General features: G+C 50.2%; 17 protein-coding genes and 1 pseudogene. 4 read left to right on the top strand and 14 right to left on the bottom strand.

The features are described from left to right. Nucleotides 1-242 precede the first annotated feature (242 nt). Together nifJ and DW085_RS01545 are read right to left on the bottom strand one after the other, a co-directional pair. Nucleotides 243-3,779 carry a pyruvate:ferredoxin (flavodoxin) oxidoreductase gene (gene nifJ / locus DW085_RS01550; RefSeq protein WP_106999935.1) on the bottom strand — a complete coding sequence of 1,179 codons (3,537 nt, stop codon included), beginning with the start codon at nucleotides 3,777-3,779 and terminating at the stop codon, nucleotides 243-245. Nucleotides 3,780-4,125: 346 nt separating this feature from the next. Beyond that, nucleotides 4,126-5,943 (bottom strand): VanW family protein, encoded by a 1,818-nt coding sequence (locus DW085_RS01545; protein WP_243033884.1) that lies wholly within the window; start codon nucleotides 5,941-5,943, stop codon nucleotides 4,126-4,128. Between the two features lie 331 nt (nucleotides 5,944-6,274). On the opposite strand from DW085_RS01545, the gene DW085_RS01540 reads away from it, so the two are divergent. Then, nucleotides 6,275-7,129 carry a PHP domain-containing protein gene (locus DW085_RS01540; RefSeq protein ID WP_117795479.1) on the top strand — a complete coding sequence of 285 codons (855 nt, stop codon included), beginning with the start codon at nucleotides 6,275-6,277 and terminating at the stop codon, nucleotides 7,127-7,129. Nucleotides 7,130-7,237: 108 nt separating this feature from the next. Here the strand turns inward: DW085_RS01540 and hemC are convergent, their stop codons facing one another. Beyond that, on the bottom strand, nucleotides 7,238-9,664 hold the full coding sequence (gene hemC / locus DW085_RS01535; RefSeq protein ID WP_243033883.1) for a hydroxymethylbilane synthase: 2,427 nt from the start codon (nucleotides 9,662-9,664) through the stop codon (nucleotides 7,238-7,240). 25 nt (nucleotides 9,665-9,689) lie between these two features. Next, complete coding sequence (locus DW085_RS01530) at nucleotides 9,690-10,172, bottom strand: bifunctional precorrin-2 dehydrogenase/sirohydrochlorin ferrochelatase (RefSeq protein WP_117795481.1); 483 nt, start codon at nucleotides 10,170-10,172, stop codon at nucleotides 9,690-9,692. 493 nt (nucleotides 10,173-10,665) lie between these two features. On the opposite strand from DW085_RS01530, the gene DW085_RS01525 reads away from it, so the two are divergent. Both DW085_RS01525 and DW085_RS01520 read left to right on the top strand, forming a co-directional pair. Next, nucleotides 10,666-10,923 (top strand): hypothetical protein, encoded by a 258-nt coding sequence (locus DW085_RS01525; protein WP_022359554.1) that lies wholly within the window; start codon nucleotides 10,666-10,668, stop codon nucleotides 10,921-10,923. 185 nt (nucleotides 10,924-11,108) lie between these two features. Next, nucleotides 11,109-11,343 (top strand): annotated as a pseudogene (locus tag DW085_RS01520) (polya polymerase). 202 nt (nucleotides 11,344-11,545) lie between these two features. On the opposite strand, the gene DW085_RS01515 reads toward DW085_RS01520, so the two are convergent. Beyond that, nucleotides 11,546-12,712, bottom strand: a complete 1,167-nt coding sequence (locus tag DW085_RS01515; protein WP_118490855.1) for an alanyl-tRNA editing protein — start codon at nucleotides 12,710-12,712, stop codon at nucleotides 11,546-11,548. A 207-nt stretch (nucleotides 12,713-12,919) separates the two neighbouring features. Between DW085_RS01515 and DW085_RS01510 the strand changes: the two genes are divergently transcribed. Next, entirely contained in the window at nucleotides 12,920-13,171 is a 252-nt protein-coding gene (locus tag DW085_RS01510) for a hypothetical protein (RefSeq protein WP_022359551.1), read from the top strand. A gap of 82 nt (nucleotides 13,172-13,253) precedes the next feature. Here the strand turns inward: DW085_RS01510 and DW085_RS01505 are convergent, their stop codons facing one another. The 9 genes from DW085_RS01505 to DW085_RS01465 form a co-directional block, all read right to left on the bottom strand. Continuing rightward, nucleotides 13,254-13,889, bottom strand: coding sequence for a precorrin-8X methylmutase (locus DW085_RS01505; RefSeq protein ID WP_118491181.1), 636 nt, complete (start codon nucleotides 13,887-13,889; stop codon nucleotides 13,254-13,256). A gap of 16 nt (nucleotides 13,890-13,905) precedes the next feature. Beyond that, a complete protein-coding gene (locus DW085_RS01500; RefSeq protein ID WP_118490853.1) occupies nucleotides 13,906-15,519 on the bottom strand; it encodes a cobyric acid synthase in 1,614 nt (537 codons plus the stop codon). Between the two features lie 148 nt (nucleotides 15,520-15,667). Then, nucleotides 15,668-16,855, bottom strand: a complete 1,188-nt coding sequence (locus DW085_RS01495) for an aminotransferase class I/II-fold pyridoxal phosphate-dependent enzyme (protein ID WP_118490851.1) — start codon at nucleotides 16,853-16,855, stop codon at nucleotides 15,668-15,670. A gap of 152 nt (nucleotides 16,856-17,007) precedes the next feature. After that, on the bottom strand, nucleotides 17,008-18,024 hold the full coding sequence (cbiB, locus tag DW085_RS01490) for an adenosylcobinamide-phosphate synthase CbiB (protein ID WP_243033882.1): 1,017 nt from the start codon (nucleotides 18,022-18,024) through the stop codon (nucleotides 17,008-17,010). A 23-nt stretch (nucleotides 18,025-18,047) separates the two neighbouring features. After that, nucleotides 18,048-18,506, bottom strand: coding sequence for a bifunctional adenosylcobinamide kinase/adenosylcobinamide-phosphate guanylyltransferase (locus DW085_RS01485; RefSeq protein ID WP_118490849.1), 459 nt, complete (start codon nucleotides 18,504-18,506; stop codon nucleotides 18,048-18,050). A 15-nt stretch (nucleotides 18,507-18,521) separates the two neighbouring features. Beyond that, the gene (locus DW085_RS01480; protein WP_118490847.1) at nucleotides 18,522-19,307 is read right to left on the bottom strand and encodes an adenosylcobinamide-GDP ribazoletransferase; all 786 of its coding nucleotides are present in this window, start codon (nucleotides 19,305-19,307) and stop codon (nucleotides 18,522-18,524) included. Nucleotides 19,308-19,378: 71 nt separating this feature from the next. Then, complete coding sequence (locus tag DW085_RS01475) at nucleotides 19,379-20,020, bottom strand: bifunctional adenosylcobinamide kinase/adenosylcobinamide-phosphate guanylyltransferase (protein WP_118490845.1); 642 nt, start codon at nucleotides 20,018-20,020, stop codon at nucleotides 19,379-19,381. A gap of 87 nt (nucleotides 20,021-20,107) precedes the next feature. Next, nucleotides 20,108-21,250: a nicotinate-nucleotide--dimethylbenzimidazole phosphoribosyltransferase gene (gene cobT, locus DW085_RS01470; protein ID WP_118490843.1), complete on the bottom strand. Its 1,143-nt coding sequence runs from the start codon at nucleotides 21,248-21,250 to the stop codon at nucleotides 20,108-20,110. A 295-nt stretch (nucleotides 21,251-21,545) separates the two neighbouring features. Beyond that, the gene (locus DW085_RS01465) at nucleotides 21,546-22,217 is read right to left on the bottom strand and encodes a TolC family protein (protein ID WP_118490841.1); all 672 of its coding nucleotides are present in this window, start codon (nucleotides 22,215-22,217) and stop codon (nucleotides 21,546-21,548) included. Nucleotides 22,218-22,219 lie beyond the last annotated feature (2 nt).

The following is a 22,219-nucleotide window of genomic DNA, read 5'->3' as shown; positions in this document are numbered from 1 at the left end:
AACATTGCCTGAAATATTTTTTATTTTCCTGTTTTATTGAAGCATATAATTTTCAGATCCTTTTCATATACAGGATACCACAAAAACACTCTATTATACAATTTTCCCCCCTAAAAAAGAATGTGCCTTGTTGTGTAATAGGGAATTCCCTATTACACAACAAAAGCTCCATCTTTCGACGGAGCTTCTGCAGTCATACGTTTTATATATCGTATGTCATATATTCATGAATCAGTGATTCATTAGTTGTTTGTATACAGAGTAACGAGCTTGTTCAGGTACTGGTATCTAGCCTTTGCCTCTTCCTCGTTCTTTGCATCCAGCGCGCCGGCTCTATCCGGATTCTTCAGAGCCAGAGATGCGTAACGAACCTCACCCTTTAAGAATGCCTGGTAGTCACCTGTCGGTGCCTTGCTGTCCAGAGTGAACTTCTTGTCCTCTGCAGCCGGATTGTAACGGAAGTTGTGCCAGTAACCGCACTCTACCGCCAGTTTCTCCTCGGTCTGAGCCTTGTCCATACCTTTCTTGATACCGTGGTTGATACACGGAGCATAAGCAATGACTAAGGACGGACCCGGATATGCCTCTGCCTCAGCGATTGCCTTAACAGTCTGAGCATAATCAGCACCCATGGAGATCTGGGCAACGTATACATAGCCGTAGCTCATAGCGATGGAAGCAAGATCTTTCTTCTTCACATCTTTACCACCTGCTGCAAACTGTGCAACTGCACCGGTCGGAGTTGCCTTAGAGGACTGTCCGCCTGTGTTGGAGTAAACCTCGGTATCATATACCATGATGTTGATATCCTTGCCGGAAGCAAGTACGTGGTCAACACCGCCGAAACCGATATCGTAAGCCCAACCGTCGCCACCGAATACCCACTGGGATTTCTTAGCGAGGAAGTCTTTGTTCTTCACAATATCCTTGCAGTTCGGGCAGTCGATGCCGTCCAGAGCCTCTACCAGCTTGTCGGTAGCTGCGCCGTTCAATGCACCGATTCCGTAAGTATCCAGCCACTCTTTGCAAGCTGCTTTCACTTCATCGGTCGCCTGTTCTGCCGCCATCACAGCCTCAACCTTACCCTTTAAGCCGTCACGGATTGCGTTCTGAGCCAGAAGCATACCATAACCGAACTCTGCGTTGTCCTCGAACAGGGAGTTGTCCCAAGCCGGACCCTTGCCAGCCTTGTTCATGGTGTAAGGTGTGGACGGTGAAGAGTTGCCCCAGATAGAGGAGCATCCGGTTGCGTTGGCAATGTACATACGATCGCCGAACAGCTGAGTAATCAGTTTTGCGTACGGAGTCTCGCCGCATCCTGCACAAGCGCCGGAGAACTCAAGTAACGGCTGTTTGAACTGGCTTCCCTTAACGGTTGTCTCTTTATATTTATCAATGACATCCTGTTTGATCGGAAGTGTCTGACCGTAGTCATAACCCTTCTGAGCCTCCAGATTCTTGTCAAGACTTACCATCGTAAGTGCTTTCTCACCCTTCTTGCCCGGGCAGACATTTGCACAGGAACCACATCCGGTACAATCCAGGGAAGAAATAGTCATCACGAACTTGTACTGCGGCATACCTGTAAGCGGCAGTGTCTTTGTTCCTTCTGGAGCGGCAGCAGCCTCTTCCTCGGTCATCGCGATCGGGCGGATAACTGCGTGCGGGCACACATAAGAACAGAAGTTACACTGGATACAGTTGTCCGGATTCCAAACCGGTACATTGACTGCGATACCACGTTTCTCGTATGCAGCGGAACCAGACGGAGTTGTACCATCTACATAATCGGTAAATGCAGATACCGGCAGGTTGTTACCCTCCTGAGCATTGACAGCAGCCTGAACGGTGTTGACAAACTTAACAACGTCTGCTCTTCCCTCGGTTGCGTGAGTCATCTCAAGTCCCTCGTCCTCGCCGTTCTTCCAGCTTTCCGGAACCTGAATCTCTACAACGTTCTGAGCGCCTGCATCGATAGCAGCCCAGTTTTTCTTAACAACATCTTCGCCCTTACGACCGTAGGTTGCCTTTGCAGCAGCCTTCATCAGTTCGATCGCTCTCTCCTCCGGAATAATATTTGCCAGCTTGAAGAATGCGGACTGAAGGATGGTATTGATACGGGTCGGACCCATACCGGTCTCGATACCCAGTTTAACACCGTCGATGGTGTAGAATTTAATCTTGTGGTCAGCGATGAACTTCTTAACCTGTCCCGGTAAGTGCTGCTCCAGCTCTTCCATGTTCCACGGGCAGTTTAACAGGAATGTACCGCCGTCAACCAGTTCCTGAACCATGTTGTACTTACGGATGTAAGCCGGGTTGTGACAGGCAACGAAGTTTGCCTTGTGGATCAGGTAGGTGGATTTGATCGGTTTATGACCGAAACGAAGGTGGGACATTGTAACACCACCAGATTTCTTGGAGTCATAATCGAAGTAAGCCTGTGCGTACATATCGGTATTATCGCCGATGATCTTGATAGAGTTCTTGTTTGCACCTACAGTACCGTCGGCACCAAGACCCCAGAACTTACAGTTTACAGTTCCTTCCGGAGTGGTAACAAGCGGTGCGCCAAGCTCCAGGGAAAGGTTGGTAACATCATCTACGATACCGATGGTGAACTGCTTCTTGGTTGTGTTCTCATATACAGCTACGATCTGAGCCGGTGTGGTATCCTTGGAACCAAGTCCGTAACGACCTGTGAAGATCGGAGTCTGATCGAATTTTGTACCCTTTAATGCTGCTACTACATCAAGGTAAAGCGGCTCGCCAAGGGAACCTGGCTCTTTGGTGCGGTCTAATACGGAAATCTGCTTAACTGTATCCGGAATAGCGTCTACCAGTGCACTGGCTACGAACGGACGGTACAGGCGAACCTTTACAACGCCGACTTTCTTTCCAGCTGCTACGAGGTAATCGATCGTCTCCTCGATGGTATCGTTGACAGAACCCATTGCGATGATAACGTGCTCTGCATCCGGAGCGCCATAGTAGTTGAACAGCTTGTAGTCTGTGCCAATCTTCTCATTGACCTTGTCCATGTATTCCTGAACAATCGCCGGAAGTGCATCGTAGTACGGGTTGCAAGCCTCTCTTACCTGGAAGAAGATATCCGGGTTCTGAGCAGAACCGCGCTGACACGGGTGGTTCGGGTTCAGTGCATTCTTACGGAATGCATCGATTGCATCCATATCTGCCATATCTTTCAGATCTTCATAATCCCAGGTCTCGATCTTCTGAATCTCATGGGATGTACGGAAACCATCAAAGAAGTTAATGAATGGAATCTTGCCCTTGATGGATGCCAGATGTGCAACCGGGGTTAAATCCATAACTTCCTGTACACTGGATTCACACAGCATCGCGCAGCCTGTCTGACGGCACGCATAAATATCAGAATGGTCACCAAAGATGGATAACGCATGGCTGGCCAGTGCACGAGCAGAAACATTAAATACGCCCGGGAGCTGCTCACCTGCAATTTTGTATAAGTTCGGGATCATCAGAAGCAGACCCTGGGAAGCGGTGTAGGTGGTTGTCAGCGCACCTGCTGCCAGAGATCCGTGTACTGCACCTGCTGCACCTGCCTCAGACTGCATCTCTGTAATCTGAACTGTGTGGCCGAAAATATTGGTTCTTCCGTCTGTTGCCCATTCATCGGTAGCCTCAGCCATCGGAGAAGAAGGGGTAATCGGATAGATAGCTGCCACGTCGGTGTATGCGTAAGAAGCATGCGCTGCTGCGTGGTTTCCATCCATGGTTTTCATCTTTCTTGCCATAATGAATATTCCTCCTATTGATAGTGAATGTATTCAGTAATAAATCTCCCCAAATAGATTGTCCTGGAAATTTACCTGATAATATTATAACAAATTCTCGTCAAAATGCAAATAAATTTGATTTATATCCGGTATTATTTTTCGAACAATTACAAAAAAGCTGTCTACTGTTTTTTCAGATAGTCGGTAAAATCACAAAATATGGAAAAAAACACCGCCAGACGAAGAAAGACTCTCCATCCAGCGGTGCTTTTCATTCAAATGCCGCTTGAATGCCCTTTTATCATTCATTTTTGCAATCTATCTTACAGCACTTTCTATATTTCACCTTAGTTTTGCCTTGGTTTTAATTGCTTCCAGGTCCATTTGCTTCCACAACCGGGTTCGTTTCCTCTGGCTCTGGAGTTGTCTCCTGTGGTCCTTCGTTGGATGCCGCCGCTGTCGTGGTCGGAGCTTTTGTCTCGCCGTCAGGGCTGGACGGTGCCGCTGTGGTTGTCTCATGTGCCGCTGTGCTCTCATTAGCTGCATTTGTCTCAGCTGCGGTGCTCTCTGCTGCCGCCGTTGTCTCCGTTGCGTTGGTCGCTACAGTAGCGGAACTGTTACGTTTGATTTGCGCTGCCTTTCCACGATAGCTGCTATTGTGAAAAAATTCACGACTCACTTCTTTATCATTCTCATAGGTAACCAGATCCGTGGACCAGCGGCTGCCCGGAGTCGCTGCCTTTGTCTGCACTTCCTGACCCGGCTGCAGGGAACCATCCTCGGTATAAACCGCAGACGGCGGATCAATCTCGCCTGTCTTCTCAGAAGACATACGAATCTTGACACCCTCTTTCAGAATCGGAACTCCATACAGTGCGATCGTCAGTTTTCGATCAGATGCGCTGAAGCTTGCCTTGATAGCCAGCGGATATTCCGAGTTGTTGACGAACTTGAAGTCCGGTCCGCCGTAGCTGACTGCCGCATCCTCGCCCGGTGTAACGTAGGACGGCTCGTAGCTGTGTGCGTGGCGCTCCGTACTTTTAAGCCCCGCAAATACAACCGCGTTATATAAGGTCGAAGATACCTGGCAGACGCCGCCGCCTGGCTCCTGGACAACCTCGCCATTTAAGTATGCGGTTGCCGGCTTGTAGCCTTTTTCTTCGGTTCTCGCACCGGTCGTATTGTTAAAGGAAAATTCCTGTCCTGGTTTGACAATCGTTCCGTTTAACGCTGCGACCGCCAGACGGATATTCTCGTTTCGGTTGCTGTTGGAGGTCGTCGTGGTTGTGTAGGTGGACATTGTCTTGTACTTATCCTGTACCGACGAATCCGCTGCGACTTCCTTCGTCTCTGCGGTCAGAACGGCATCAAACTCTTTCTTGTCAATCGCATCGACCATCGCCTGTGCCAGCTTGTCCTGATCGATGACAAGTCCCTTGGTGCCCTCGCTGAACTCAAACTTGCCCGTTTCCTTATTGTAACCGGAGATACCGCCGCTCTTGGCTGCCATGTTCCAGTTTCCGGCAATCAGTGCTGCCTCTGCCTTGGCATCCTCGATCATATTTTCCGTGTTGACTTCATATGTCTCACCCGGTTTCAGATCACTTGCATAGATCTCCTCGAGAAGCTGATCAACTTTATCCGCCATCAGATTGGTGACGTCGGCCTCTTTGTCCTCGTATTTGACCTTCATCTTCCAGTCAAATGAATCAAGGATCGCCTTGCGCGCCTCCTCCTGCGTCATTCCGTAAATATTGACGCCGTTGACGGTCACCGCTCCATCTGCCACGGTACTCTCCTGTACGGCATCCGATTCGGTCGCCCCGCCTGCCGCGCTGCCCCCACCGCACCCGCGGGAGGCAATCGCCGCTATCAGGATAACCGCCAGGACACCGATCACGATCAAAAGGATCTGTGTAATATCCAGACGGTTTCTTCTCTTCTTTTTATAACGCCCGGAAGTATGCCCACTCCGACCGGCTGCCGCCCGGTTCATCGCAGTATCCCGGCGTCCCGTGCTTGTGTGCGCGGCTGTACTTTTTGTATGGCTGGATGTTTCGGACGACGAACGATGCCCGGTACTACTATGTCCGGCACGGCTGTACGAACTCAGCGTTCCACCCTCCAATCCTCTATGTTCAAAATTCCTTCCTCCTGAAGAATTTCTGTTGTACTCACTCATTTTCCATCACCTGTCCGTCTTTTCCATGAAATTTTATTATATGTGTTTATTTGAAAATATCCCTGCTACAGTATAGCACAATTCCAGGAAAATAAAATAACATAATTCTTAAAATAACTTATAAATTTTTTTGATCCCCACAACCGTTTCCTGGTACAAATTTCCACAGCCGCTCTGTTTTTTGTATAACGCTTCTTCTTTCAAATATATCTGATGTAAACAATCATTTTTGTTCCCATTTACACACTGGCAAACTGCAGCGGGTATCTGCCGCATACTTGACTTTTCCATCTAATGCGGGTAGTCTTACAGCAGAAGGAGGTCTGCATCTATGCAGTTAATTGATTTACACGTTCATTCTACTGCTTCGGACGGCACACTCACGCCCACCGAAGTGACAAAGCTGGCGCTCCAATGCGGTCTGACCGCCTATGCGCTGACAGATCATGATACAGTTGACGGCGTTGCGGAAGCCATGCAGGCAGCCGAGAACACCTCCCTGACTGTCATTCCCGGTGCCGAATTTTCCAGTCCTTATGAAGGAAAAGAAATCCATATTCTGGGGCTCTATCTGAACCCGCACTGCCCGGAACTTTTATCTGCACTGCGGCAGGTCCGCGAGATCCGCAACCGGCGCAATGAAGAGCTTCTCGCTTTATTTCAGGCAGATGGATTTCCCATTAAATATGAAGATTTAATTCACGGAAATGAACACACTGTCATCACCCGTGCCCATTTTGCACGCGCACTGCTTGAAAAAGGCTGTGTCACTTCGGTCAGCCAGGCATTTGATAAATACCTCGGGGACGGCAAAAAATATTACCGCCCGAAGCAGATGATTGAGCCGGAGGAAGCGATCCGCCTGATCCGTGTAGCTGGCGGTTTACCAGCGCTCGCACATCCTCTCCAGTATAAACTTGGCTGGAAAAAGACCGAGCAGCTTCTCTCCTATTTAAAAGAAGCCGGAATGATGGGCATCGAGGTTTATTATTCCTCACACTCTCAATCCGACAGTCTTCATTTACGTGAAATAGCTTCCCGTCTCGGTCTGGTTTCCACCGGCGGTTCCGATTTTCACGGTGCCAACAAACCAGATATCCATCTTGGAAGCGGCTACGGCGGTCTGCGGGTTTCTGCACTGTTGCTGGACAACATAAAAGCCCGGTTACAGCAGAAAAACAGCTAAAATGCTGATTTACCCGCTCACGCTTCTATCGGTTCCGTATGTTCAGGCATTTACAATCTATATGAAAACTTCTTCATGAACCTGCTGAACAGACGTCTGTTTATATGTTTACATATGATAGAGCGCCTGCTCAATCCCTTCTTCCGAGACGGACTCCGCCAGTACGGCTTTCATTCCCGCCGCGCTGGCGGTTTTTTCTGTCTTTTCTCCGATACAGACGGCTGTAAATCCGTTCAATGTCTCCTTATCCGGCTGTAAAATATCCAGGAATCCCTGTACCGTCGATCCGCTCGTAAACGTGACCGCATCGATCGCGCCCTCTTTTAGGAGTTCACGGATGCGCTCTGCAAGAGGCGATTCCTCCGGCGTGATCGTATCGTAAAGTGTCACATCCATATAGGATATTCCGGCAGCTTCAAATGCCTGCGTCAGTTCCGGCGAACCATGTCTGGCGCGCAGGATGCATACGCGTTCGTTCTGCTTCACCTGTTTTGCCAGCCCTTTTCCGAGATCTGCCGCATAAAAGCGCTCCGGAATATAATCTGGGTAAATGCCGTGTTCCCGACAGACGGACGCGGTTCCCTCGCCGATCACAGCAAAACGCAGATGGGAAAGGCTCCTGAAATCTTTCTGCATCTGGTTCAAAAGCGCAAAGAAATATTGCGCCCCTGCCGGACTCGTGAGCACCAGCCAGTGATACGATTCCAGATTACGAACCAGTTCATACAGTTTTTCTTTATCCACTGTGCCAGCATCCGCTTTTTCTGATTTTTTCCAGACCGGTTTTAACTCAATCGTCGGAAATTCCAGCACCTCCGCTCCGGCATCGCGCAGATGTTCCGCCAGCTTCTGGCTGCGCTCCTTCGGGCGGGTAATCACGATCCGTTTTCCTGCCAACGGCTTTTCTTCTCTCCATGCACACGTATCAGCAAGCGCACAGACCTCCCCGATCACAAGGATGGCAGGCGCCTTGACGCCCTGACGCACACCTTCTTCCGGAAGTGTCTGCAGGGTTGCGCGGATCATTCTCTGGGACGCAAGGGTTCCGTTCATCAGAAATGCCGCCGGCGTCTCCGGTTTCATTCCCGCACTCAGAAGCCCTTCACAGATCCTCGGCGCATTCGCAACACTCATCAGAAAAATTAAGGTGCCGCCGACCCGAGCAAGTGCCTCAAAATCCAGAGCCGGCATGCCCTCCATACGATGTCCGGTAATTACATGAAACGATCCCGCCAATCCTCGGTGCGTCACCGGGATGCCAAAATATGCCGGAACTGCCAGGCTGGAGCTGATACCCGGAACCACCTCAAACGGGATCTGATGTTTCTTTAAAAATTCAGCTTCTTCGCCGCCGCGTCCAAAGACGAACGGATCCCCGCCCTTGAGGCGCACGATCGTTCCGCCCTTTTTCGCTTCCTCTAATAAAATTTCTAAGATTTCTTCCTGCTTCTTCGAATGGCGTCCACTCCGTTTACCAACGTCAATTTTCCGCGTGTGCTCCGGAATCCAGCCCAGTACCGCGTCGCCTGCCAAAGCGTCGTAGACGACGGCATCCGCCTGCTCCAGAAGTTCTCTGCCGCGCAGGGTAAAAAGCCCTGCATCGCCAGGGCCCGAGCCGATAAGGTAGACTTTCCCCAGCGGAGACAGTGCAGGCTTTCCCGATAACTGTTCCGCCAATTTTCTTCCAAGCTCCGCTGCTTTCTCTGCATCGCCCTCAATGGAACCAATACGGACTTCTCCCGTTTCTTCCTTATAATAAAGACCTCGCAGCTTGATTTTTCCATTTTCAAGCACCGCCGAAGCTGCCGTCGGCGACGAACATCCGCCTCCAAGCGTGGCGACAAAGCCCTGTTCTGCCCTGGTTAAAACCGCAGACTCCTCAGAGTGAACCATTTTCACAAAAGGGATCTCCCGGTCACGCCGTCCCTGGATTGCCAGAATGCCCTGTCCTGCTGACGGGATCATTTCCTCCACAGAAAAATAATGGCTGATGCGATCTGCAAATCCCAGGCGAATCAGCCCCGCCGCTGCCAGAATCAGCGCATCATATTCGCCAGAATCAAGTTTTCGCAAACGCGTGTTCAGGTTGCCGCGGATCCCCCTAAATTCTGCATCCGGGAATAATCTCTGCCCCTGTAGGACGCGGCGGCGGCTGGAAGTTCCGATTACCGGGTGTGCCGGAAGCTCGGATAAGCCTTCACGCAGAACCAGCACATCGCGGCAATCTTCGCGCTCTAAAAGCGCCAGCACCGGCAGCTCCTCCGGCGGACAGAGCGGCATATCTTTTAAGGAATGAACTGTCAGCTCGCACCGCCCTTCATAAAGCGCCTGATCCAGCTCTTTTACAAACAATCCCCTGCCGCCAACCGCATCAAGTGGACGGTCAAGCACCTTGTCTCCCGTCGTTTTCATCGTGATCAATTCAAATCCTGTCTCCGGACAGACATTCTGCATCGCTGCGATCGCCATCTTTGACTGAACAACTGCCAGCGCACTGTCGCGGCTGCCTACGCGGATCCTATTTTTATCTGTCAATTTTTAATCTCCTCTATAAAATATATTAAGTATCTTCTACCTCTGCCTCCGCCAGCACGCGGCGTACTTCTTTTGCCACACGATGCGTCAATCCCGGATCCGCTCCGCCAGAAATCAATCCGGCTGTCAGTTCTCTGCCCTGGGCGATCGCCGGGAAATAAAACTCTGACTGACTTTTATCGGAAGCCATATTAAACCAGACGGAATGGCTCGACGCATCCTCCTTGATCCGTGCATCCGTCCCCGTCTGTCCGGTCGCTGCCAGCGCCATAAAAAAGTTTTTTTCCTGCCAGATCGTATCTCGAACTTCCTCATAGGTTTGTTCAATCAGACGGATTTTCCGTGAATCCGCCAGCTTCCGTATCTCTTCCGAAGTGTTCGGTGCAATCACCGTGATTGCTGCGCCAAATTTTTCCAGCACGCCGACCCGCCTCGATGCCACACTTCCAGCTCCCACAACCAGCACCTGCCGATCTGTCATATCTATAAAAATCGGAAAATAGGACATTTCTCTTCTCCCACTATTTTCGTTTGGTAACTGTTCAGTGCCTTCACAGTCACGCGCAATAAATCCGCAGACCTACTGAACAGTTACTTCGTTTGTTTCTATACCGCCGGAATTGAGTTCATCTCTTCAAAACCGTATTTCCGTATTATTATAAGGTTTCACGTTTTATAAATCAAGCATGAGGCAGACCTATTTTTCATTTTAGAACCTCTTTTGTTTCTGTTCACGGGTAGGCACTTTTGGAACCGAAAGTGCCGTAAGAAAACGTGGTGGCAGCAGGAATTTGCCGTATTGAAATGCGAAGCCACGGCAAATTCCGTTACTTTTTACGTATGCGTGTACAGTAACCCTCTTTTATTAATACCCGTATACGTAAAAGTAATCCTTGTTTTGTCTTGCCAGAACGATGCAGATTTTGTATACTTATAACACATTTAAATTCAATACAATGAGTATAAAAAGATTGACTAATACCAATAAAGGAGTTACAACGATGGAAGAATTTTACAAAGCAATCGAAGACAAGATCAAAGCTTCCGGCTATCCGGGCGAGGTAAACGGCGAGGATATCTACAACGACATCTGCGATCAGATGGAGGAAAAAGAAAATGGAACCTATCTGTTTCTCTCCAAAAAAGACAATGGCGTCGTATTTGAATACAAGGTAGACATTCTGGATGAGTCCTTCAATCTCTCCTATGTTCATATTACCGCAAATAACGACACGTTTCATATTGATTTTGACAATTAATAGACAATCTTTTCTTGGACATCCCTGTATTTTTGACATACAGGGATATTTTTTTAAGGATTTTTTTGGAAAATGTGAGCATTGCGCCCTTTATAGAGGTCTGTTATAATTATCATTGTTAAAAGATTGACGAAATTATAAACTGCACACAGGGTTGTGTGCCAATCCATGAAGGAGGGCTAAATATGAAAATCCAGAATATTTCCGATGTAAACACATTTTTTAAAGTAATTGATTCCTGCAAAGGAACCGTCGAGCTGGTTTCCCCGGAGCGACCGCATCAACCTGAAATCCAAGCTGTCCCAGTATCTGTCGATGGCAAATATTTTTTCCAATGGCTATATCAAAGAGCTGGAGCTGGTTGCTTATGAGAAAGAGGACTTAGACCGACTGATTAAATTTATGTATCAGGGGGAGTAAGCTCTCTTCTGAGGTGTACACGGTATGTACCTTGCCGTTGTATAAAAAAATGTTTGAATGATACGATAGAAACTGTATAAAAAAGCTTCCTGGCTGCATGGCAGATTGGCTCTGCTGCACAGGAAGCTTTTTTCCGTTTTATGAATCTAAGTCAAACCGTTTCTCATACTTCACGCAGTAAACACGCAAACCTTCTAAACAGCTACGCTTCTATCCGCGCCAGCTCTTGAAAGACTTTTTCAATTTCTTCCCGCGACGCCCGGAATGTTCCCTGCACCATCTGGGTGCTCCCGCCGCCGCGTCCCTGCAGACGGGCGTTTAATTCTTTTCCGAATGCACGCATATCACGGCCGAGGCTTCCGGCTGTGTAGTTATAACCTGACGCATCATCGCCAGAGCACACCAGCACGGTCTCTCCTTTTTCCTGTTCCAATAGCAGATTTGCAAACTGACGCACCAGAACTGGCGTCATGCCCTGCTCAAATACAGTCAGCGCTTTCTGCCCCTGCGGATAGACGTCTGCCTGCATGGTGAGAATGCGCTGCCAGAGGCGGTTGATCTCACCGTCCTTGCGCCCGCTCTCCTCTTTCAGATGGCTGACCGCCTCCGCCGCCTTCTCCGGTTTTGCAGAAAGCAGGTTAGAGATCGTCTGCATCTGCTCCGTCTTCGCCTCAAAATTCTCCAGCGCACGGTCACCACAGAGCATGGAGAAACGCACGCCGCCCTTGTAATTCATCAGGGAAAGCACCTTGATCACGCCGATCTCTCCCGTGTAATCCACGTGTGTGCCGCAGCAGGCACAGATATCCGCCCCCGGAATCTCTACGATGCGAACCTGACCGGTCAGCTCTTTCTTGCTGCGGTAATCGATGGTTTTCAATTCCTCCTCACCCGGATATGTCACCTGTACCGGAAGATTCGCCCAGACAACCGCATTTGCCTTCTTCTCGATTTCCTTTAACTGTTCCCAGTTAAGCGGACCATTCAGATCGACCGTCACTTCATCGTGTCCCATATGAAATCCGACATTATCATATCCGTATGCGGCATGAATCAGCCCCGATATGATATGTTCTCCCGTATGTTGCTGCATGTTGGAAAAACGCTGTTCCCAGTCGATGGCCGCGTGAACGGTGCTTCCCACCTCCAGCGACGCGTCCGTCTCATGAACAACCACGCCATGTTTCTCCTCCACATGTGTCACGTGCACTTCCCCGATCCGTCCGGTGTCCGACGGCTGTCCGCCGCCCTCCGGGTAAAATCCGGTCTGGGAAAGTTCCACCTCAAATCCGTGCTTTGCCGGACGGCAGGCGGTGACGATGGCATCAAATTCTTTTACATACGGTGTCTGATAATATAACGGTTCCATTTTCATTCCTCTTTTCATTTCGTTGTACAATGTTCTGTGACAAATCGTTATGGATAAACATCCATGTCGATCCGCCCGGTTATCTCGATTATTTCAACAAAAAATTTATAGTAAAATATTTCCGTCCTAATTTTCCTGATTTATGGAAACTGTGGCAAGCTGCCCCTCATATGATGAAGTGTATAGAAAATCTCGGAGGACATAACCATGAGTGATTTAGCGGCTACCAACTGCGGTTGCGGATGTGATAACAACGGAGGAAGCTGCGGCTGTAATTGTGGCTGTGGATGCGGCGGTTTCGGCAACAACAACTGTCTCTTCCTGATTCTGATTCTGCTGTGCTGCGGCGGATGTGGCGGCGGATGCTTTGATCACGGATGCGGCGGCAACAACTGCGACTGCCTGATCTGGATCCTGCTTCTGTGCTGCTGCTGTGGCGGCGGTGGCTTTGGCTGCTGATAAACATCCGCCCATATCCCGCATATCTTTTGAGAATGCATCCATGTACATTTTAATACCCCAGATTTAACACCATCACATCTTATTTGCGCGTCAACTGATAAATCAATGCATTGCAGATCGCGGCGGCTACATTGCTGCCGCCCTTTCTGCCTCTTGCCACAATATAAGGAGTGTCCGGCAGGGATATAATCAATTCCTTGGACGGCACGACATTGACAAAGCCGACCGGCACGCCGATGATGAGCTTCGGGTGAATTTTTCCCTCCTGAATCAACTCGTACAGACGCACCAGCGCGGTCGGTGCATTCCCAACTGCAAAAATACAGTCTTTTCCCATTTCTGCCGCCTTGTCCATGCTGGCAACCGCACGGGTGGTCCCGGACGCTGCCGCTTTCTTCGCGACATCCTCGTCCGCCATAAAACAGTAGACCTCACCGCCCAGCGACGCAAGCGCGCGCTTGTTGATGCCGGATTTTCCCATATTCGTATCAGTCACGATGCACGCCCCATTTTTCAGGGCTTCCAACGCCCTATCGACTGCGCCCGCTGAAAATACAAGCGAATCTGCGTACTCAAAGTCGGCTGTCGTGTGAATCACGCGTTTCACAATTGGTGCTTCTTTCTCCGGAAATGTCCGTTCCCCCAGCTCCTCGGTGATAATCTCAAAACTTCTCGCCTCGATCTCCGACGGCAATACCTGACTGAGTTCTTTCATTTTTTCATCCATCTATCTACACTCCCTTTTCCAGAATCCGGTAAATTGCTTCCATATCCAAGTACTTCCGCATCGTGTCTGCCAGCCGGTTGTACTGCTCTTCCCGGTATTTCTCATAATCAAACGATAATCCGCCGACTTCCGGCTCCATTCCTTTTTCTTTCATCAGCGCACAGACAATCGTCTTCGCCACCTCTGCCTTGTCAAAAATGCCGTGGACATAAGTGCCGTAGAGGTTGTCCCGGCAGCAGCCATCCTGTTTTTCAGTGTGGTTTCCCGCCTGTTCTTCCCTAAGTTTCAATAAACTATGATTTACGGCTTTTTCCTGCTCCTTGATCACGTTCTTAACAATATTACCGCCGACAGATGATGTCTCTCCCATATGTATTTCATATCCTTCCGCCTCCATCCCCGAAAGCCCGGAAAAGATACCGCTGACCGTCCCGAAACATCCCTTGACCTGCGTCCTGGTCTTTTCTTCCTGAAACTGTGTCTGTAACGGCAGAAGTCCCATACCGGAGATCGTACGCCCAGGCACACCCGCCTCGGTTCCTTCCTGATCTGACAGCGTCTGTCCCATCATCTGATAGCCGCCGCAGATGCCCCAGATCGGCGTTCCTCCGGCTGCTTTCTTTAAAACTGCCGCTTCCAGACCATTCTGCCGCATCCAGAGCAGATCCTCGATCGTATTCTTCGTTCCCGGAAGAACAATCAGATCCGGTCGTCCCAGCTCAGACAGGCGGCTCACATAACGCACCGAAACGCCGGGGATCGGGTCAAAGACGTTCAGATCAGTGAAATTGGATAAACGCGGAAAGCGGATGGCTGCAATGTTGATCCATGCCTCTACATGTTTTTCAGATGACTCGTTTTCCTGTTTAAGGGTATTATTCCGCCCTGTGGATGAAAGGCGGCTGCTTAAGCTATCCTCGTCCTCGATATCCACGTCCATGTACGGAACGACGCCGACCACCGGAATCTTGCATAATTTCTCGATCATCTCAACACCTGGATCCAGGATCGTCTTATCGCCGCGGAATTTGTTGATGATAAGCCCCTTTACCATCGCCTGTTCATCCGGTTCCAGAAGCGCTACCGTTCCATAGAGCTGTGCAAACACGCCACCCCGGTCGATGTCCCCGGCAAGCAGCACTGGCGCACCCGCCATGCGCGCCATTCCCATGTTCACGATATCATCCGATTTTAAGTTGATCTCCGCCGGGCTGCCGGCGCCCTCAATCACGATGATATCGTACTGTTCGGACAAGTGCTGAAACGCTTTCTTGATTTCCGGGATTAGCTGCTTTTTATACTTGAAATATTCCTTCGCGGGCATTGTGCCGATCGGGACACCGCGCACGATCACCTGAGAACCGACATCGCTGGATGGCTTTAAGAGAATCGGATTCATGTCCACCGATGGCTCACAGCCCGCCGCCTGCGCCTGCACTACCTGTGCGCGTCCCATTTCCAATCCCTCGCTGGTAATATAGGAGTTCAGCGCCATATTCTGCGATTTAAACGGCGCCACGCGGTAGCCGTCCTGCCTGAAAATCCGGCAGAGTCCCGCCGCCAGCAGGCTTTTTCCCGCATTGGACATCGTTCCCTGTATCATGATTGCTTTTGCCACGGTGAAATCCTCCTTATTTTTGAGTGTCTTACCAAATAATGGTTGCTCAAAGCTATTTAATTCGAAGCTATTTTGTGCTTAACCGAAACTATTTTTCTGCCATTTGTCCTTTCAAATGACAGAGATTATTTTATGGTTTCGTTTTATATTACAAATTCACATCGTGTTTTTCTTCAGATTGTACCTCTTTCAAAATATTTATCAACCTTTCATTTTCTCCCCGGTTCCGCACCGCCACCCGGTAATAATGACGGTTCAGCCCTTCAAAATTCTCACAGGCGCGAATCAAAATGCCATGCTCTAAACATCCCTGTTTGTAATCGCGCGAATCCTCATCCGGCGAACGGAACAACAGATAATTTGTCTGGGACGGATAAACGATAAATCCCAGTTCTTCCAGTTTTTCCGCCAGCCGCGGACGTTCCGTCTGCAAAGATTTAACCGTCCATTCCAGCAGATTTCCTTCTGAATGATCCGCCAGTACCACAAATGCCGCCACCCCGCCCGCCTGTGCCGGAGCCGAGACACTCCACGGCTGGCGGAACTTCTCGAGGCGTTCCCGGAGTCCGGCATTGGGGATGATGCCATAGCCCAGGCGAAGGCCTGCCATTGAGCAGATTTTGGTCAAGGCATTTAAGAGGATAACGTGATCTCCAACACCATTTAACAAATTTCCAACAAACGAACCTTCTCTCCGTGTATCCAAAAACCACTGAAAACACTCGTCCAGCATAAGCCAGGTATGTGTTTCCCGGCAGACCTGTGCCAACTTTTCCAGTTCGGTGGCTGAAATAGCGCGCCCTGTCGGGTTATTGGGATTTCCGAGAATCAAAATTTTTTCCCAGACGTCTTCATGTTTAGAGGATAAAGTTGGGACCGAAGCTATCTTCGATGCATCCCCGGAGCCATCGAAAAGCATGGCATACAATTCTTCTCTCGCATTCTCCAAGGAAAATCTATTTTCTTCCTTTAAATGAAGCCACCGGATCTCGCAGCCGCACATCCGAAGCGCCTGCTCATACTCCGAAAATCCCGGTGCCAGCAAAATCGCCTGTTTGGGCCGAATCGCTGAGACAACTGCATATAAAATATCCGAAGCACCGTTTCCAAACACGAGCCAGTCCTCCGGAATCGGCGTGCCGTCTGCCTCATAAAAAGCAGCCGCTGCACGCCGCAGCTTCCGGCATAAAGCATCCGGATATTGTTCCCAAGCAGCCGCCGATGCCATCACAGCATCACGGACAGCCTGCGGCATTCCAAGACGATTTGTATTGACTGAAAAATCTAACTCTACGGCTGCATCACCGTAAATATCGCCGCCGTGCGTGTATGGCATAGATGCTTCCTCCCTGTTGTTTCCTCTTTTTTGTGTATTCTTTATCTGGTTACTCTTTCTTTCGTTCTGTTTTTGATATTTTTATCTGTTTGATTGCTTCATTATTTGGATTTTTTGACTTTTTTATATTCTTCTTTGTTAAAATTCCCTTATCAAAACAAAATCACGGCCCGCATCACCAGTGCCAGAAGTCCCATGATTCCCGCCGCTCCATACATCAGGCGGTTGACACGGCGGATGTCCTGCGGTTCAATCGGGTGTATCTCATCACCGATATATGGCTTCGGAACTAACTTGCCGAAATACCAGGCATCGCCCGCCAGTCGCAAGCCCAGCGCGCCGGCGCATGCCGACTCGGTCTGCGCGGAATTGGGGCTTTTGTGGTTCCGGCGATCACGCCGCCAAATACGGTAAGCATTCTTTCCGTCATATCGTAAAAGGTATGCAGATACTATCAATAAAAGCGCTGCCAGACGCGACGGAATCAGGTTTACCAGATCGTCCAGCTTTGCTGCCGCGCGTCCAAAATGCAGATATTTGTCATTTTTATATCCGACCATCGAATCCATCGTGTTGACTGCCTTGTACAGCCAGCCAAGAAGCGGACCTCCGATCGCCAGATAAAACAAAGGCGCAATCACTCCATCCGACGCATTTTCCGCTACCGTCTCAACTGCCGCCCGTGCGATCCCCGCCTCTGAAAGAGGTTTCGTATCGCGCCCGACAATCATCGACACTGCATAGCGGGCTCCCTCGGTCTCTCCCGCCTCCAGCTTCCGGCAGACCGCCATGCTCTCATCCCGCAGGGAGCGCGCCGCCAGCAGATAGTAAGTCATGACCGCCTCGACTACTGTCTGAATCCAGATGCCGCCCAGATGGGAAATCCAGAGGATTCCGCCTGCCACACTGCCTGTCACAAGCAGCACCAGACACACAAAAAGAACGCCCGCGCGGCGTTCCCCCCGTTCCGTTGCATGCTTTTTTCCAGCTGGACGCAAATATTTTTCCAGCCACACAATCAGATTTCCGATCGCCCGGACCGGATGCGGCATCGAATGCGGATCACCCAGGCACAGATCCAGAAGATAACCTGCCAGAATCGCAGCTAAGTGATATCCGACCATTCTACCTTCTATCATTCCTGTCAATACTTTACTGATTGCTGTCATTTTGTCTACTCCCAACTATTCTTTTATTTGATCCGCATTCCCAGACCGCAGATAACCCGGTGCACTTCCTCCGAATATGCGGCGATCCGCTGGCAAATGCGCCCGTCTGTCTCCCGATAATCGCGCTCAAATGCTTCCATCGGCACAATGCCGCAGCCGATTTCATCCGCCGTCACGAATGCATCCGGATTTTCCTGCATCAGGCGTTCTGCAAACACGTATGGATCGCGCCCAGCTTCCATCTCACGCCTCACAAACAGTTCAAAATGCGTGATCAGATCCGCCTGCATGATCGTCTGTTCGTCCGTTTCTAATCTCCCATCCGCGATGCGTGCCGTAACTCTACACGCTTCTGGATTTTTTGATCGATTCAGAACGGTGGATAAGTCTTTTGTTTCCCTCCGTTCCAAAGTACGTTTTTCCCACAATTTCATCGCATACGCTGTCTTTCCTTGTTCCCTGCCGCCAATTATAAAAATCATTCTGCTTTTCCTCGCTTAAAAATTCAAAAACCGCAGGCACGTACCTGCCAGCCGCATCGCCGCCAGCACCAGCACCACATTCCGCTCACAGCTCTGCAGAAAATGCCCTGCCAGATCGCCGTTGATGCCGCCAAATTCCCGCATGGAAAAACGATAATAACAAACGAAAGTCGCAAGTGCTGTTAAGGCTGCCAGAGCGCCGCGCAGATGTCCCCAGTAAATCATCCAGCTGATCGCCAACACTGCTAAAACTGCCATACTCACGCGAACAACCTTTGTCTCGGCACTTCTGGAAAATTCAGCGGCAAGCCCGTCCTTTTTCGCCTTTGGAAATGCCACCACCGAATAGCCACTGCAGGCGCGTTCCAGCATAAGCGCCCCCGGCAGCAGCCACACATCTGCTCCCACAAGCTCAGAAACTGCCCCCGCATAGAGAAGCAGGTACAGCCCCAGACCGATGATCGCAAACGCCCCCGTATGGGGATCTTTTAAAATCGCCAGCTTTTTTTTCCGCTCGCCGTAGGAATGGCGCGCATCCGTCACATCGAGATACCCGTCCATATGGATTCCACCGGTAATCAATAGTGGAACCGCCGTCAACAGGCAGGTCCGGAACAGAACTCCAGCACCCAAAATTTCACAGAGCGCAAACGTGGCTATCTCTACCGCCCCGATCACCGCCCCGATCAGCGGAAAAAAACAAAGCGCATAGCGCATCCGCTCTTCCGTCCAGTCCATGCGCGGCATCGGAATGCGCGAATACATGGAAAATGCAATGACAAAACTTCCTATCAGATTCAATCTTCGATCCCCCTGACTCTATTCTGGCAACCATAACTTTAGCAGGCATTCCACTCTGTTCCACTCACTGACTACCCTACATCTTTTGTCCTTTCATCGGCTGCAAAAACAGGTGTTGACACCGCAATCGGAATTCCATACACCACTTCCGTCACCGAATCCGCCATCTGTCCCAGTTCCCGGTTGATCCGTCCCAGAAGCTCTATGTACCGCTCCGATTCCAGATCATACGTCACACCGTCCGAAAAGATCTCATTCGTTACAATGATAAGGTCATGGCACTGGTTTTGCAAGTGTTTTATTCCTTGCAGAATCCGCTCTTGCGCACCATTTTCCTGAGCATAAAATTCATTGAGGACAAGGTTGGACATACATTCAAGGAGAAGCACTGGTTTTTGTGCCACTCGGCAGGACTCCCAGCGCTTCAAACTATCGTTTTCCTGTTCAGCGTCCAAACCAGCCGAATTGGACTCTTTGAATCTCTCCTCTAATTCTAATGTTTCTAACCCCGTATACCGCTCAATCGTCTCAAACCCTTTTGCCGCGCGCATCCGCCGATGGCGCTCCACCCGTTTTCTGCCTTCATCATCCCAAATCCGCATCGTCGCCAGATACCAGAGTGTCCCACCGTTCCCGTTCCGGCACTGCACGGCAGTCTGTTCGGCATATTCGGACTTGCCGCTGCCACTGCCGCCTGTAACTATATATAACATCGTTCATTTATCCTCTTTTTCACTGAATTGCAGCAGTTTCCATGCTTTAAAAACATACGCAAAAAATGTTTTAATCCGTATATCTCATCACACCAGCGGCTTATATTCCTCTATTTCCATCTCCGCAAACGTATCCATATCCCGGTAAATGGACAGCGCCATATCCAGCAGTGGAAACAGCGCCAGCGCCCCTGTACCTTCTCCGAGTCGAAGTCCCGCCTGGATAGCCGGAATTACTCCTATCAAATCAAGCAGCCAGATAGACGCCGGTTCCGCCGATACATGGGCTGCCAGCATATAGTCCGTCGCTGCCGGTGCAATTCTTCCAGCAGCTGCCGCCGCAGCTGCCGCGATAACCCCGTCAATCACAACCGGAACATGATAGATGGCACCGCCCAAAAAAGCACCTGCCATCGCCGCCAGATCGAATCCGCCTACCTTTTGCAATACCTCCATGCCATCCATGGGATCCGGGTGATGCAGTCCGATTCCACGCCGGATTGCCTCCGTTTTCCGTTTCAATCCAGCCGAATCTAAACCCGCCCCAGCTCCAGTGACAAGTTCTGGATCCTTTTGCAGCAGAACCGATGCGACCGCACTGCTGGTCGTCGTATTGCCGATCCCCATTTCACCCACTGCAGACAAGCGGTACCCCTGCTCCTTCAGCACACGCACCGCATCGATTCCCGTCAAAATGGCTGTCAACACCTCCTGGCGCGTCATCGCTGCTGCTTTTGTAAAATTGGAAGTTCCACGGCGGATTTTCCGTTCCGTTAGGGGATGAAGTTCTCCCCGATGTTCTACCTCACAGGCAATTCCCATATCGATCGGAAACACATCTGTCTCTGCCTTTTCTGCCATCAGGCAGGAACAGCTCCTCCCGCGTGTCATATTCGAAACAACTGCCGCCGTAACCTCCTGCCCGGTCTGTGATACTCCTTCTTCGACTACCCCATTATCTGCGCAAAAAATTAAAAGCGCACGCTTGGAGAAGTCTGGCACTTCCTCCCCCTGCGCTGCCGCCGCCCGCACAATATCTTCCTCCAGGACTCCCAGACTGCCAAGCGGTTTTGCCACATGCCCCCAATGCTTTTCTGCCTGCTCCCGGATTGTCTTGTCCGCTGGTACAATCTGTTTCTTAATCTGGTCAAACCGTATTTCCAGCTCTTTTTCCGAAAAATGCCGAAAATCTTCCAGGGATTCCAATGTCTTCATATTCTCCTGCTGCATCTATATGTTCCTCCCGTTTTCGTTTCCGCCCTTTTCCATGGGTCCGTGAACGGGCGTACCCTTTCAGTCTATCGTTTACCGGTTCAAAATTCCGCCTATGATTGTACCATTGACCGGAACAATACGCAAATACAAATTTGTTCTCACACCGAAAGCATGAAAACAGTAACAAAACGACACCCCCATCCGGCAGTGCCGTTTTTTTCAAACCCATCTTATAAAATTCCATTTCACGTATCCATACAAAACATACGATCTTAGGAAACGCAATCATTTAATCCTCACGCAACCCCTTTCAACATCCACTCATACGCATCATACGCCGTCCGCAGGGAAATCTCGCAGTCTCTAGTTCTGCTTTTTTCTGCAGATAAGACGCCTCACCCTGTAAATACGTTGCTTTATTAATCGCACCGGACTGATACTTAATCTGGGTGGCGCTGTATGTTTTTTCGGCAGACTGGTAGGCTGCCTGCGCCGCGTCGCGTTCTAGGCTTAATGCCGCTATCTCAGCGTACTGCTCATCCGCTGAGGCGCTTGCGGCGCTCTCGGCTTCCTCGATCTGCTGGTGGCGCAGCTTGCGCGCCGCATCTCCAGTTGCGGAGGATCGTCTGGCTGATTTGACACTGGAACTTGCAACGACAGCTGCCGCGCGGTCCGCATCCAGATTCATAGAAGCCAGTTCCGTTGCCGATACGGCTGGAATTTCCCCCAGCGTAATAGAAGTTCCGCTCTTTCCAAGTAAAATAGCAAGCTGGCGCAGCGCCTTATTTGCCTGATCAGTCGTGGATTGTAATGCTGTCTGGGCGCTTAGCAGGTTTTTCTGCGCCTGCAATAAGTCTGTCTCCGTGCAAAGCCCCGCTGCCAGCTCCCGCTCTTTGCGATCTGCCTGCGCCTGATAGTTCTCTGCCGTCTTGGCAGCCGCCTCCACCTCGTCCTGAAGCTGCCGGCAGGTGCCCCACTGGATCT

This window comes from Clostridium sp. AF50-3 (assembly GCF_003477445.1).
In the GTDB taxonomy this organism is placed as follows: domain Bacteria; phylum Bacillota; class Clostridia; order Lachnospirales; family Lachnospiraceae; genus Otoolea; species Otoolea fessa.
This window is presented reverse-complemented; position numbering and strand designations above follow the sequence as displayed.